Below are 13,633 nucleotides of genomic sequence, written 5' to 3' on the forward strand. Positions count from 1 at the left end.
TTTTTGAACCTGAAAGTGATGAAAAACTAGAGGGGGAAGAAAAAATGAATGATCTATCGACAATGAGCAGCTTATCTAAAGAAGAGATTTTACAGCTGATTGAAGAAGCAACGGCTCTCAAAAAGGGGAAGCAAGAGCTTGGTTTAGCGGGAGAATTTGTAGCAAATCTCTTTTTTGAACCAAGCACAAGAACACGATTTAGCTTCGAAGTCGCCGAAAAGAAGCTGGGGATGAATGTACTAAGCTTAGATGCGGCAAGCACCTCTGTTCAAAAAGGCGAAACTCTTTACGATACGGTAAAAACGCTCGAATCCATCGGCGTGAAAGCTTGTGTGATCAGAGACAGCACCGATGAATATTACAACGAACTGATCGGGAAGGTTGGGATTCCCATCATCAATGCTGGAGATGGCTGCGGGCAGCACCCGACCCAATCACTGCTTGACCTAATGACCATCTATGAAGAGTTTGGCGGCTTTGAGGGCTTAACGATTTCGATTCATGGAGACATCAAGCACAGCAGGGTGGCAAGGTCGAATGCGGAAGTACTCTCAAGGCTCGGAGCGACAGTCCTTTTCTCAGGACCTGCTTCCTTCCAAGATGAGCAAAATCCTCACGGAACGTATGTCCAAGTAGACGAAGCCATTAGACAATCTGATGTGGTGATGCTGCTTAGAATCCAGCATGAACGGCACGCTAAAAAAATGGGCAATGAAGATTACTTATCGACTTATGGATTAACAGTAAACAGAGCAAACAACATGAAAGAACGAGCCATTATCATGCATCCAGCACCAGTAAACAGAGGTGTGGAGATAGATGATTCTTTAGTGGAATCAAAGCAGTCACGAATTTTCAAGCAAATGGAAAATGGCGTTTATGTCCGAATGGCGGTATTAAAAAGAGCTTTTCAAAATAGCAGACTACATCAAAAAGGGAGAGATTCTGTCTATGTCGTATCTCATTAAAAACGGTTTTATCTTAACAAGCACAGGTGAAAAAGTGCAGCAGGATATTAGGGTAGAAGGAAAAGTGATTCAAGCGATTGGTCACTTAGAAAGAGAAGACGGAGAAGAGGTCATTGATGCTAAAGGGCTATTTGTTTCACCAGGCTTAATTGATCTGCATGTACATTTAAGAGAGCCAGGCGGAGAGAAAAAGGAAACGATTGAAACAGGCTCTAAAGCAGCAGCAAGAGGCGGTTATACGACGATTGCAGCGATGCCGAATACACGCCCAGTTCCAGATACAAAAGAGCAAATGGAATGGCTCATGAATCGAATCGAAGAGACCTCTTCTGTCAGAGTACTGCCATACGCCTCCATCACAACTAGACAAATTGGGGAAGAGATGACAGACTTTGCAGCACTAAAAGAAGCAGGCGCCTTCGCTTTCACAGATGACGGGGTTGGCATCCAAACAGCAGGTATGATGTACGAAGCGATGAAAAAGGCAGCAAGTCTTGATCAAGCCATTGTCGCGCACTGTGAGGATAACTCGCTCATTTACGGAGGATGCGTTCATGAAGGAGAATTTTCAAAAGCGAATGAATTAAACGGAATACCGTCCATTTGTGAATCGGTGCATATTGCAAGAGATGTTCTTTTAGCAGAAGCAGCGAACTGTCATTATCATGTATGTCATATCAGTACGAAAGAATCTGTGCGAGTCGTTCGCGATGCAAAAAAAGCAGGCATCCGTGTGACGGCAGAGGTGTCACCGCATCACCTGCTCCTATGTGATGCAGACATCCCAGGGCTTGATACGAACTATAAAATGAACCCGCCTCTTAGAGGAAAAGAGGATCGCGAGGCACTAATCGAGGGACTGTTAGATGGAACGATTGATTTCATCGCAACAGACCATGCACCGCATACAGAAGAAGAAAAGAACGAAACGATGCAACGCGCACCTTTTGGAATAGTTGGGCTTGAAACAGCGTTCCCGCTTCTTTACACGCGATTTGTCAAAACAGGCGAATGGACATTAAAAAAACTCGTTGATTATATGACGATCAAGCCAGCAGAAGCCTTCTCCCTTCCTTATGGAAAGCTGGAAGAAGGACAAACAGCTGATATTACACTCATTGATCTAAACAAAGAAATGGCAATCGATAAAAAGAGCTTCTTATCAAAAGGACAAAATACACCGTTTGACAAATTGACTGTATCAGGATGGCCGGTCATGACACTTGCATCTGGGAAAGTCGTGTATGAAGAGGGGAGACTAGTAAAATGAAGAGACGCTTAGTGCTAGAAAACGGAACAGTATTCGAAGGAACAGGTTTTGGCAGCTTAGAATCGTCAGTCGGAGAAGTCGTCTTTAATACAGGGATGACAGGCTATCAAGAAATTTTGTCTGATCCATCATACTGCGGACAAATTGTCACACTCACTTACCCGCTTATCGGCAACTATGGGATTAATCGTGATGATTTTGAATCGATCACACCATTTGTCAAAGGGCTGATTGTGAAGGAACTTTGTGAAAAGCCCTCAAACTGGCGCTCTGCATACTCGCTTGATGAGTATTTAAAAATGAAAAACATTCCAGGGCTTAGCGGTATTGATACACGCAAGCTGACACGCATGATTCGAAGTGCAGGCACATTAAGAGGGGCATTTGCAGGACCGGATGAACAAGTGGAAGACGTGGTGCGCCGCCTTCAAACAATGCAGCAGCCAACAGATCAAGTGAGTCAAGTTTCTGTGAAAAATGCGTATCCAAGCCCAGGAAGAGGAAAAAGAATTGTCCTTGTCGATTTCGGCATGAAGCACGGCATTTTGCGCGAGCTCAATAAACGGGACTGTGATGTCATCGTGGTGCCGTACAATATCAAGGCAGATGAAGTGCTACAGTTAAAGCCTGATGGAATCATGCTTTCAAACGGCCCTGGGGATCCTGTTGATGTACCGGAAGCAGTCGAGATGATTCAGCAATTGATTGGAAAAGTTCCACTCTTTGGCATTTGCCTTGGACATCAATTATTCGCGCTTGCATGCGGCGCAAGTACTGAAAAAATGAAATTCGGTCACAGAGGATCGAATCACCCAGTGAAAGAACTAGCAACCGGCAAGGTCACCCTGACAGCTCAAAACCACGGCTACACAGTTAGTGCCATTAACGAGGACGTGCTCGAAGTCACACACATCGCACTAAACGACAATACAATTGAAGGCTTAAAACATAAAGAAGCACCAGCATTCACTGTCCAGTACCACCCAGAAGCATCACCAGGTCCAGAAGATGCGAACTACTTATTCGACCAGTTCATGGACATGATTCATACAACTGAGAAAGAAGGGGAAGAAGTATGCCAAAACGCGTAGACATCAAAAAGATTTTAGTTATCGGTTCAGGTCCAATCATCATTGGTCAGGCAGCTGAGTTTGACTATGCAGGCACACAGGCTTGCTTAGCACTGAAAGAAGAAGGCTATGAAGTCGTTCTTGTGAATTCCAATCCAGCGACCATCATGACAGATACAGAAATGGCCGATAAGGTATACATCGAACCACTGACACCAGAATTCTTAACACGAATCATTCGAAAAGAACGTCCTGATGCGATCTTGCCAACACTTGGCGGACAAACTGGACTTAACCTTGCTGTTGAATTATCAGACCTTGGCGTATTAGCTGAATGTGGTGTTGAAGTATTAGGAACAAAACTTTCAGCTATTCAAAAAGCAGAGGACAGAGATCTATTCCGTAATTTGATGAATGAACTAAATGAGCCTGTACCAGAAAGTGAAATCATCCATAACCTAGAAGAAGCGATGGCGTTTACGAATCAAATTGGTTTCCCTGTCATTGTGAGACCAGCTTATACATTAGGCGGAACAGGCGGCGGAATTTGTACAAACGAGCAAGAGCTGAAGGAAATCGTCGAAAACGGTTTGAAGCTAAGCCCAGTCACACAATGCTTACTTGAAAAAAGTATTGCAGGCTTTAAAGAAATTGAATATGAAGTCATGCGTGATAGCGGTGATCATGCGATCGTTGTTTGTAACATGGAAAACTTTGATCCAGTCGGTATCCACACAGGAGACAGTATCGTTGTGGCGCCAAGCCAAACGTTAAGTGACCGTGAATATCAGCTGCTTCGCAATGTGTCGCTCAAGCTGATCCGGGCACTTGGGATTGAAGGCGGATGTAACGTACAGCTGGCAATTGATCCAGACAGCTTTCAATACTATATCATCGAAGTAAATCCGCGCGTGAGTCGCTCTTCTGCACTTGCTTCGAAAGCAACTGGTTATCCAATTGCCAAACTTGCAGCGAAAATTGCTGTCGGCTTAACGCTTGATGAAATGATGAACCCAGTCACAGGTAAAACCTATGCCGCCTTCGAACCGGCACTCGACTATATTGTGTCTAAAATTCCGCGCTGGCCGTTTGATAAATTCGAATCGGCCAACAGACGTCTTGGTACGCAAATGAAAGCAACGGGTGAAGTAATGGCGATCGGTCGTACATTAGAAGAGTCTCTTCTAAAGGCTGTTCGTTCACTTGAAGCGGATGTGCACCACATTGAATTAAAAGATGAAGCAGATATCACAAACGAAGTGCTTGAAAAGCGGATTATCAAGGCGGGAGACGAACGATTATTCTATATCGCCGAGGCACTTAGAAGAGGCTATACGGTTGAACAAATACATGAGTTCTCAAAAATTGATTACTTCTTCCTTCATAAACTGGAAGGCATCATCGCTTTTGAAAAGACATTAAAAGAAAACAAAGGCAATACAGACGTATTAAAAGAAGCGAAAGAAAAAGGCTTCTCAGACATCTATATTAGCCGCGAGTGGAATATGAATGAAGCGGATGTCTATACGCTAAGACAAGAAGCAAGCATCGTACCTGTTTACAAAATGGTAGATACTTGTGCGGCTGAATTTGAATCCGAGACGCCATATTTCTACAGCACATATGAAGATGAAAATGAATCAGAACGTACAGACAAGAAAAGCGTCATCGTATTAGGCTCAGGTCCTATCAGAATCGGTCAAGGAGTAGAATTTGATTATGCGACCGTTCATTCTGTGTGGGCAATTAAACAAGCAGGGTATGAAGCAATCATTATTAACAACAACCCTGAAACGGTCTCAACAGACTTTAGTATTTCGGACAAGCTCTACTTTGAACCACTCACTGTAGAAGATGTGATGCACATCATCGATCTAGAGCAACCTGAAGGAGTCGTTGTCCAGTTCGGCGGTCAAACAGCAATCAACCTAGCAGATGAATTATCAAATAGAGGGGTGAAGATTCTGGGCACTTCTCTTGAAGACCTAGACCGAGCTGAAAACAGGGACAAGTTTGAACAAACATTAGAAGCACTCGGCGTGCCGCAGCCTAAAGGAAAAACAGCTACTTCTGTGCCTCAAGCTGTAGCGATTGCCAATCAGATCGGCTACCCAGTCCTTGTCCGTCCTTCCTATGTATTAGGCGGTCGTGCGATGGAAATTGTTTATCAAGAAGCCGAGCTTCTTCACTACATGGAGAATGCAGTGAAAGTCAATCCGCAGCACCCAGTCTTAATTGACAAATATTTAACAGGAAAAGAAATCGAAGTAGATGCCGTGTCTGATGGCGAAACTGTCGTGATCCCTGGCATTATGGAACACATTGAAAGAGCCGGGGTTCACTCTGGTGACTCGATTGCGGTTTACCCGCCGCAAACATTGTCTGAAGAGATCAAAGCGAAGATCGCAGAATACACGATCAAGCTTGCAAAAGGACTCAACATTATTGGGCTGCTAAACATTCAATTTGTTCTCTCAAAAGGTGAAGTGTTCGTACTTGAAGTGAACCCGCGTTCAAGCCGGACTGTTCCTTTCTTAAGTAAAATCACAGGCATCCCGATGGCCAACCTGGCGACAAAAGTCATTTTAGGAGAAAAACTCAAAAACTATGGCTACGAAGAAGGACTTCACACAGAACAAGAAGGGGTGTACGTCAAAGTTCCAGTCTTCTCTTTTGCAAAACTAAGAAGAGTCGATATTACACTCGGACCTGAAATGAAATCGACAGGTGAAGTCATGGGGAAAGATGTCACAATTGAAAAAGCTCTCTACAAAGGATTAATTGCATCAGGCATTCAAATTCCTAAAGACGGGACAGTTCTTCTGACAGTTGCTGATAAGGATAAAGAAGAAGGACTGGAGATTGCGAGAAGATTCCATTCAATCGGCTACCATATTTTAGCGACAGAAGGAACAGCGAATTACTTAAAACAAGCCTCCATCCCATCAAGTGTTGTCGGCAAAATAGGAGAAGAAGGCAAAAACCTTCTCGATGTCATTCGAAACGGGGAAGCCCAATTTGTCATCAACACTCTGACAAAAGGAAAACAGCCGGCAAGAGACGGCTTTAGAATCAGACGTGAAGCTGTTGAAAATGGCGTAGCTTGCTTAACGTCGCTAGATACAGCAGAAGCGATTTTAAGAGTACTAGAAAGCATGACATTTAGAGCGGACGAAATGCCAGAAGTGAAAACGAATGCTGAGGTGACAGTAACGATATGAAAAAAGCATACTTGACGGTCGTCTCAAATCGAGAGATCGCTGATCATATTTACGAAATGACATTAAAAGGTGACCTTGTGGACTCCTTTCAAACGGCTGGACAATTTCTTCATATCAAGGTCAGCGAGTCCATGACACCGCTGCTGAGAAGACCGATCAGTATTGCCAATATTCATGCCGAGAAGCAAGAAGCAACCATCATCTATCGCGCAGAGGGAGAGGGCACAAAGCTTCTTTCCCAAAGGCGGGATGGGGAATCCATCGATGTCTTAGGGCCGCTTGGCAACGGGTACGATCCTTCAGTTGTTCAGCCAGGTCAGACAGCGTTACTAGTCGGTGGTGGAATTGGAGTACCGCCTTTATATGAGCTGTCCAAACGTTTAACGAAAAAAGGCGTCATCGTCAAGCATGTCCTTGGCTTTCAATCGAAAAAGGATGTATTTTACGAGGAGAAATTCCAAGCACTCGGAGATACATTTATCGCAACAGTTGATGGGACATATGGCGCAAAGGGCTTCGTGACAAGTGTCATTGAAGAGAATGATTTGAGCTTTGATGTCATGCTTTCCTGCGGGCCGACCCCTATGTTAAAAGCACTAAAATACTCTTACCCCGATAAGCCTGTCTACATTTCAATGGAAGAACGAATGGGCTGCGGAATTGGTGCTTGCTTTGCATGTGTCTGTCATACCGATCAGCACGAAAAAGCTTACGTCAAAGTCTGTCTGGACGGACCTGTATTTAAAGCAGAGGAGGTGGCGTTGTCATGCTAAACGTTGAGTTACCCGGCTTATCTTTAAAGAATCCGATTATCCCTGCATCAGGCTGCTTTGGATTCGGGAGAGAATTTGCTTCATTATACGACTTATCCGTGCTTGGCGGTATCATGATTAAAGCCACAACCTTAGAGCCGAGATTTGGCAACCCGACACCAAGGGTAGCGGAGACAGGTGCCGGGATGCTCAATGCCATCGGTCTTCAAAATCCTGGCCTAAAAGGCGTGCTGGAAAATGAATTGCCTTGGCTTGAGCAGTTTGATACGCCTATTATTGCAAACGTCGCTGGCTCACAGGTCGATGATTATGTTGAAGTAGCGAAGCAGATCAGCCAAGCAAAAAATGTCCATGCCCTTGAACTGAATATCTCGTGTCCGAATGTCAAAACGGGCGGAATTGCCTTTGGTACAGATCCTCAAATGGCAGCAGCATTGACAAAAGCGGTGAAGGACGTGTCCTCCGTTCCTGTCTATGTCAAACTGTCTCCTAACGTAGCTAATATTGTAGAGATTGCTCAAGCGATTGAATGTGCTGGAGCGGATGGACTCACGATGATTAACACGTTAATCGGTATGCGTTTAGATTTAAAAACAGGGAAACCGATTCTTGCCAATAAAACAGGCGGATTATCAGGCCCTGCGGTCAAACCTGTCGCTGTGCGCATGGTACATGAGGTCAGTCAAGCGGTTTCTATCCCGATTATCGGAATGGGCGGAGTGCAAAATGCTGAAGATGTACTTGAATTTTTACTAGCAGGTGCGAGTGCAGTAGCTGTTGGCACAGCCAATTTTGTAAACCCATTTATTTGCCCAGAAATCATAGAAGAACTGCCAAATGTATTAGCAGCCTATGGGTATTCATCTGTAGAGGAATGTATCGGAAGGAGCTGGAAATATGAAGCACTTGCCCATCATCGCGCTTGATTTTCCATCAGGGCAGGAGGCGCTTGCCTTTTTAGAACCCTTTGAAGGGACACCATTATTTGTGAAGGTCGGCATGGAGCTGTTTTACCAAGAAGGACCTGCCATCCTTGACGCACTTAAAGAAAAAAATTGCCACATTTTCCTCGACCTCAAATTACATGACATTCCAACAACGGTGCAAAAAGCAATGAACCGGCTTGCCGCACTTGGCGTTGATCTAGTCAATGTACATGCTGCTGGCGGGAAACAGATGATGCAAGCTGCGTTAGAAGGGCTTGAAAACGGAACGCCTGCTGGGCAAAAACGTCCGGGCATTATTGCAGTGACTCAGCTGACCAGTACATCTGAAGACATGATGAGAAGCGAATTACTCATAGACCGTCCGCTGCAAGAGACTGTCATCCGGTACGGTCAATTGGCACATGAAAGTGGACTAGACGGTGTTGTTTGCTCTGTTCATGAATCCAAAGCCCTTCATGAGCACATCTCACCTGACTTCCTCACTGTTACGCCAGGGATTCGTTTACTAAATGATCAAACCGATGATCAAAAGCGTGTGGCAACCCCTGCTTATGCAAAAGAGCAAGGTGTTTCACAAATTGTTGTCGGAAGGTCAATCACAAAAGCTGAAAAACCATTGGAAGCCTATCATCAAATTTTGAAAGAGTGGGAGTGACTGCCAGATGAAAACAAAAATTGCTAAACACCTATTACAAATCAAAGCGGTCTCATTGAAACCAGACGAACCGTTTACATGGGCAAGCGGTATCAAATCACCGATCTATTGTGACAACCGTCTCACCTTGTCCTATCCAGAAGTTAGACACGACATTGCTGAAGGTCTTAAAGAGTTGATTCTCACTCATTTTGAGGGAGCGGAGGTGATTGCTGGTACTGCAACAGCAGGCATCCCGCATGCGGCATTAGCAGCAGATCGTCTAAACGTCCCGATGTGTTATGTCAGAAGTAAGCCAAAAGCACATGGAAAAGGAAATCAAATTGAAGGTGCCGTATCAAAGGGCCAAAAGGTGGTCGTCGTAGAAGATCTGATTTCAACAGGAGGCAGTGTGCTTGAAGTGGTCGCTGCTCTTCAAGAAGCGGGCTGTGACGTACTAGGCGTTGCTGCGATCTTCACATACGGTCTGCCAAAAGCTGCGGCAGCATTCCAAGAGAAAAACATTCCATATGTCACCCTAACAGACTATGACACCCTGACAGACGTGGCACTTGAGCTGAAAGCGATTGAGCCTTCTGCTATGAATAAATTGAAACGCTGGAGACAAGATCCTTCCTCTGAATCTTGGATGGAAGAAACCGTCTAAAAAGCTGCGCCTCCCCGCACAGCTTTTTTATTTGGTTAAAAATAGTAAAATAGACTCAAATTTAAATAAAAACTAATCCTATCAATAAAGTCGGGTTGACTTTTGTTTGAATTGTGTTAATATTTAAGACAAATTAAAACACTTATCCAGAGAGGTGGAGGGACTGGCCCGATGAAGCCCGGCAACCTGCGATTTGCAAGGTGCTACTTCCTGCAAAATGATTCTATTTTGAAAGATAAGGAAATCGTGAGCTTCCTCATCTTTCTTTCGGACTGAAAGGAAGTTTTTTTATTTTAACGGTGAGGGGGAAGTGAAGCAAAAGCAGGATGAAGACTTAATTGAAGCCTATGCAGAAACTGATTGGGGATATGAATTCAGTTTAGTTACACTGATTGTTCAGGACGGTCAAGTGATCCAAGTGGAAGAAGACAGAAAAAATTCAGTTGACGTAGTGCGGAGAGTAGTGATACTCCGGAAGGGGAGAAACAATGTTAACTTATGAAAATTGGCAAGAGCCGTCCATTACATTTCAAGAAGATGATTTGTATAAAGGGGCCTTATCTGTGCTGAAATGGGCATACGGTCATTATGGTGATCAGCTCGTTTATGCATGCAGTTTTGGTATTGAAGGCATCGTCCTCATTGATTTGATTGCGAAAGTAAAAAAGGATGCAAGAATTGTCTTTTTAGATACAGGTCTGCATTTTAAGGAAACGTACGACACAATTGATGCGGTAAAGGAAAGATACCCGGGTTTAGATATTGTGCTGAAAACCCCTGAGCTGACGGTTGAGGAGCAAAACGAGCAGCATGGTGATCAACTATGGAAAACAGATCCTCAAAGCTGCTGTCATATGCGTAAGGTCATTCCTTTGCAAGAAGCGCTATCTGGCTATCCGGCATGGCTTTCTGGCTTAAGGAGAGAGCAGTCTCCTAAGCGAGCAGGGACGAACTTTTTAAATAAGGATGAAAAATTCAAATCAGTGAAAGTATGTCCGCTTATCCACTGGACGTGGAAGGACATATGGAGATATGCATCTAGAGAGGAACTTACTTATAATCCGCTACATGATCAGGGATATCCAAGTATCGGGTGTGCCCCGTGTACACAGCCAGCATTTACTGCCGAGGATCTGCGGTCAGGCAGATGGTCAGGCACAGCTAAGACTGAGTGCGGATTACATGAGTAAGGGAGCATAGTGTATGGAAATTGCCGCAATTTTATTTAGTTTATTTTTCGCTCTAAACATTGGCGCGAGTGGTGCAGCAGCTTCGATGGGGATCGCGTACGGATCAGGTGCGATTCGAAAGCCGATCTATGCACTCAGTGTATGTGCAGTTGGGATTTTAGCAGGTTCAGTTATTGGCGGTGGTGAGGTTGTCAAAACGATTAGCTCTGGAATTATGCCTGAATCCGTCATTACACTTGAAATTGTTTGTATTATTATTGGTTCTGCTGCATTATCACTCTTTATAGCGAATCTGATGGCCATCCCTTTATCAACGAGTGAGGTGACAGTAGGAGCTGTAGTTGGTGTCGCGGTCGCATATAAAGTATTGTATGTGAAATCCATTTTAGTCATTGTGGCATTTTGGGTCATCATTCCGCTTGTCGCCTTTCTTTTTACCTTTGTTGTAGTCAAAATCATCAGAATGTTCCCTAAACGTAAGCTGTCTAAAAAAGGAACAGTCATTTTATCCATTGTTTTAATCCTTAGTGGGTTTTTAGAAGCATTTTCAGCAGGTATGAACAATGTGGCAAATGCAGTCGGTCCACTTGTTGCCGCGGGCGTTTTGTCAGTTGGGCAAGGAACACTTTACGGCGGAATCTTCGTCGCCATTGGAGCCCTCTTGCTTGGTAGAAGAGTACTGGAAACAAACGGAAAGAAAATTACCCGCTATCAAACGGGCGAAGGGATATTGCTTTCCGGTACCGGTGCTGGACTTGTCATCGTCAGCTCTATTTTTGGGCTGCCAGTTCCACTTACCCAAATCACCTCCTCGTCTATCATTGGACTTGGCATGGCAAAAGGCGGACCTAATATTTTTCATAAACATGTGGTGAAAAAAATGCTGAAAGTGTGGGTAGTATCACCCTTTTTATCACTTAGTCTATCGTATTTGCTGGTGAGTCTTTTCTTAAAAGGGGACTATTACTCTATCTTTATCATGATGAGTGTACTGCTTGCCTCACTTGGTGCGCTAAGTCTGATGAAGGCAGTCAAAAATGAAAGCAGCTCGATTCATGAACAGGGCGGCGGGATTTAACGACAAATCCGACTATTTACATCTAATAAATATGAACATTGAGAGGAAGATGAACAAATGAGTTTAACACCACATGGTGGCGTATTAATTAATCGAGTAAATGAAGAGTATGACCTCAGCACGGCTGCAAAGGAAATTGAACTAGATGCTATCTCTTTTGCAGACCTTGAACTCATAGCAATTGGCGGGTATAGTCCAATTGAAGGGTTTTTAACAAAAGCTGATTATGAAGCGGTTGTGAGCAGTATGCGGCTAGCAAGTGGTGTCGTTTGGTCTCTTCCTATTACACTGCCAGTGACAAAGGAAAAGGCAGCGGAAATCCATCGAGGCGAGATTGTGCGTCTATCGTATAATGGAACTGTATATGGCGTGATTGAAGTAGAGGATCAATACACACCAGATAAGGAAAAAGAAGCGGTGAATGTGTATAAAACTGATGACCGCAATCATCCAGGCGTGAAAAAATTATTTGAACGCGGTGATACGTACATTGGTGGTAAAATTACACTGACGAAACGAAGCGAAAAACCATTCCCTCAATTTACGTATGAGCCGGAAGAAACAAGACGTCATTTTAAAGAGAACGGCTGGAAAACGATTGTTGGTTTCCAAACGAGAAACCCTGTTCACCGTGCCCATGAATATATTCAAAAGACAGCACTTGAAACCGTCGATGGTTTGTTTTTAAATCCACTTGTCGGTGAAACAAAATCAGACGATATTCCGGCAGACGTGAGAATGAAAAGCTATCAAGTGTTATTGAACGGTTATTACCCAAAGGATCGCGTCTTTTTAGGTGTTTTTCCTGCGGCAATGCGTTATGCTGGACCAAAGGAAGCAATCTTTCACGCGCTTGTTCGTAAAAATTACGGTTGTACTCACTTTATTGTGGGAAGAGATCATGCAGGTGTTGGTGATTATTACGGCACATACGAGGCGCAGGAGTTATTTGAACAATTTACAAGCGAAGAAATTGGCATTACCCCGTTAAAATTTGAACATAGCTTCTACTGTAATACATGTGAAGCAATGGCAACACCAAAAACATGTCCTCACGATAAAAGCGAGCATGTCATTCTTTCAGGTACAAAGGTTCGAACGATGCTGAGAAACGGAGAATTACCGCCAAGCACGTTCAGCCGAAAAGAAGTCATTGAAACATTAATCGAAGGATTAAAAACGACGGTATCTTAATGGGAGGGTATGACATGAGCAACGAACATATCGTGTGGCATGATTCATCTATTACAAAAAAAGAATATCAACAAAAAAACAATCATAAAAGCGGCATTATTTGGCTCACAGGTCTAAGTGGATCAGGTAAATCTACAATTGCAAATGCAGCGGCTAGAGAGCTGTTTGAACAAGGTTATCAAGTCACTGTTCTTGATGGCGATAATGTGCGGCATGGATTGAATAAAGATTTAGGGTTTTCAGATGATGACAGAAAAGAGAACATCCGACGTATCGGAGAAGTGGCGAAATTATTTGTTGAGCAAGGAACAATTGTCATCACGGCTTTTATTTCACCATTTCAAGAAGACCGCCGCATTGTTAGACAGTTAGTTGAAGCGGGAGAATTTCACGAAGTGTTTGTGAAATGTGATCTGAACGTATGCGAAGAGCGTGACCCAAAGGGGTTATATAAAAAAGCTAGAAATGGCGAAATTCCATTTTTTACCGGGATTGATTCACCTTATGAAGAGCCAGCTGCACCTGAGCTTGTTCTAGATACAGGTGAATTATCGCGTGAAGAGTCCAAACAGCGTCTTGTTGATTATGTAAAGGGAAAAGCGAAATAATCGCCTGATGGCA

The 13,633-nt window shown here is 43.8% G+C and carries 13 protein-coding genes and 1 riboswitch; all 13 genes read left to right on the forward strand.

The window, feature by feature from the left end:
* Positions 1 to 44 precede the first annotated feature (44 nt).
* The 13 genes from MHH41_RS07435 to cysC all read left to right on the forward strand — a co-directional run bounded on the left by MHH41_RS07435 (position 45) and on the right by cysC (position 13,620).
* Positions 45 to 968 (forward strand): aspartate carbamoyltransferase catalytic subunit, encoded by a 924-nt coding sequence (locus tag MHH41_RS07435; protein ID WP_050945083.1) that lies wholly within the window; start codon positions 45 to 47, stop codon positions 966 to 968.
* Entirely contained in the window at positions 952 to 2,238 is a 1,287-nt protein-coding gene (locus MHH41_RS07440) for a dihydroorotase (RefSeq protein ID WP_106033181.1), read from the forward strand. The genes MHH41_RS07435 and MHH41_RS07440 overlap by 17 nt, the downstream gene beginning before the upstream one ends.
* Positions 2,235 to 3,329 carry a carbamoyl phosphate synthase small subunit gene (locus tag MHH41_RS07445; RefSeq protein WP_335364993.1) on the forward strand — a complete coding sequence of 365 codons (1,095 nt, stop codon included), beginning with the start codon at positions 2,235 to 2,237 and terminating at the stop codon, positions 3,327 to 3,329. Before MHH41_RS07440 ends, MHH41_RS07445 begins: the two co-directional genes overlap by 4 nt.
* Positions 3,314 to 6,529 carry a carbamoyl-phosphate synthase (glutamine-hydrolyzing) large subunit gene (gene carB, locus MHH41_RS07450; protein ID WP_050945080.1) on the forward strand — a complete coding sequence of 1,072 codons (3,216 nt, stop codon included), beginning with the start codon at positions 3,314 to 3,316 and terminating at the stop codon, positions 6,527 to 6,529. The genes MHH41_RS07445 and carB overlap by 16 nt, the downstream gene beginning before the upstream one ends.
* The gene (locus MHH41_RS07455; RefSeq protein WP_335364992.1) at positions 6,526 to 7,302 is read left to right on the forward strand and encodes a dihydroorotate dehydrogenase electron transfer subunit; all 777 of its coding nucleotides are present in this window, start codon (positions 6,526 to 6,528) and stop codon (positions 7,300 to 7,302) included. The genes carB and MHH41_RS07455 overlap by 4 nt, the downstream gene beginning before the upstream one ends.
* Positions 7,296 to 8,228, forward strand: a complete 933-nt coding sequence (locus MHH41_RS07460; protein WP_050945079.1) for a dihydroorotate dehydrogenase — start codon at positions 7,296 to 7,298, stop codon at positions 8,226 to 8,228. The genes MHH41_RS07455 and MHH41_RS07460 overlap by 7 nt, the downstream gene beginning before the upstream one ends.
* Entirely contained in the window at positions 8,200 to 8,904 is a 705-nt protein-coding gene (gene pyrF, locus MHH41_RS07465) for an orotidine-5'-phosphate decarboxylase (RefSeq protein ID WP_253622631.1), read from the forward strand. Before MHH41_RS07460 ends, pyrF begins: the two co-directional genes overlap by 29 nt.
* A 7-nt stretch (positions 8,905 to 8,911) precedes the next feature.
* Complete coding sequence (gene pyrE, locus MHH41_RS07470) at positions 8,912 to 9,550, forward strand: orotate phosphoribosyltransferase (RefSeq protein WP_044141967.1); 639 nt, start codon at positions 8,912 to 8,914, stop codon at positions 9,548 to 9,550.
* A 139-nt stretch (positions 9,551 to 9,689) separates the two neighbouring features.
* A riboswitch (SAM riboswitch) is annotated at positions 9,690 to 9,792 on the forward strand.
* A gap of 68 nt (positions 9,793 to 9,860) precedes the next feature.
* Positions 9,861 to 10,052, forward strand: a complete 192-nt coding sequence (locus tag MHH41_RS07475; RefSeq protein WP_003211143.1) for a DUF2292 domain-containing protein — start codon at positions 9,861 to 9,863, stop codon at positions 10,050 to 10,052.
* Positions 10,039 to 10,740 (forward strand): phosphoadenylyl-sulfate reductase, encoded by a 702-nt coding sequence (locus tag MHH41_RS07480; protein WP_003211029.1) that lies wholly within the window; start codon positions 10,039 to 10,041, stop codon positions 10,738 to 10,740. Before MHH41_RS07475 ends, MHH41_RS07480 begins: the two co-directional genes overlap by 14 nt.
* Before the next feature lie 13 nt (positions 10,741 to 10,753).
* Positions 10,754 to 11,818 carry an inorganic phosphate transporter gene (locus MHH41_RS07485; RefSeq protein WP_003211192.1) on the forward strand — a complete coding sequence of 355 codons (1,065 nt, stop codon included), beginning with the start codon at positions 10,754 to 10,756 and terminating at the stop codon, positions 11,816 to 11,818.
* 57 nt (positions 11,819 to 11,875) lie between these two features.
* A complete protein-coding gene (sat, locus tag MHH41_RS07490; RefSeq protein ID WP_050945075.1) occupies positions 11,876 to 13,012 on the forward strand; it encodes a sulfate adenylyltransferase in 1,137 nt (378 codons plus the stop codon).
* Positions 13,013 to 13,026: 14 nt separating this feature from the next.
* Positions 13,027 to 13,620 carry an adenylyl-sulfate kinase gene (gene cysC, locus MHH41_RS07495; protein ID WP_003212173.1) on the forward strand — a complete coding sequence of 198 codons (594 nt, stop codon included), beginning with the start codon at positions 13,027 to 13,029 and terminating at the stop codon, positions 13,618 to 13,620.
* The last annotated feature ends 13 nt before the right edge of the window (positions 13,621 to 13,633 follow it).

The organism is Bacillus sp. FSL K6-1145 (assembly GCF_038003425.1).
Taxonomy (GTDB): Bacteria; Bacillota; Bacilli; order Bacillales; family Bacillaceae; genus Bacillus; species Bacillus pumilus.

What these genes read in the sequence shown, in the direction of transcription:
- MHH41_RS07435 (WP_050945083.1), top strand. Translation starts at nt 45, where the DNA reads ATGAATGATCTATCGACAATGAGCAGCTTATCTAAAGAAGAGATTTTA.
- MHH41_RS07440 (WP_106033181.1), top strand. Translation starts at nt 952, where the DNA reads ATGTCGTATCTCATTAAAAACGGTTTTATCTTAACAAGCACAGGTGAA.
- MHH41_RS07445 (WP_335364993.1), top strand. Translation starts at nt 2,235, where the DNA reads ATGAAGAGACGCTTAGTGCTAGAAAACGGAACAGTATTCGAAGGAACA.
- carB (WP_050945080.1), top strand. Translation starts at nt 3,314, where the DNA reads ATGCCAAAACGCGTAGACATCAAAAAGATTTTAGTTATCGGTTCAGGT.
- MHH41_RS07455 (WP_335364992.1), top strand. Translation starts at nt 6,526, where the DNA reads ATGAAAAAAGCATACTTGACGGTCGTCTCAAATCGAGAGATCGCTGAT.
- MHH41_RS07460 (WP_050945079.1), top strand. Translation starts at nt 7,296, where the DNA reads ATGCTAAACGTTGAGTTACCCGGCTTATCTTTAAAGAATCCGATTATC.
- pyrF (WP_253622631.1), top strand. Translation starts at nt 8,200, where the DNA reads ATGAAGCACTTGCCCATCATCGCGCTTGATTTTCCATCAGGGCAGGAG.
- pyrE (WP_044141967.1), top strand. Translation starts at nt 8,912, where the DNA reads ATGAAAACAAAAATTGCTAAACACCTATTACAAATCAAAGCGGTCTCA.
- MHH41_RS07480 (WP_003211029.1), top strand. Translation starts at nt 10,039, where the DNA reads ATGTTAACTTATGAAAATTGGCAAGAGCCGTCCATTACATTTCAAGAA.
- MHH41_RS07485 (WP_003211192.1), top strand. Translation starts at nt 10,754, where the DNA reads ATGGAAATTGCCGCAATTTTATTTAGTTTATTTTTCGCTCTAAACATT.
- sat (WP_050945075.1), top strand. Translation starts at nt 11,876, where the DNA reads ATGAGTTTAACACCACATGGTGGCGTATTAATTAATCGAGTAAATGAA.
- cysC (WP_003212173.1), top strand. Translation starts at nt 13,027, where the DNA reads ATGAGCAACGAACATATCGTGTGGCATGATTCATCTATTACAAAAAAA.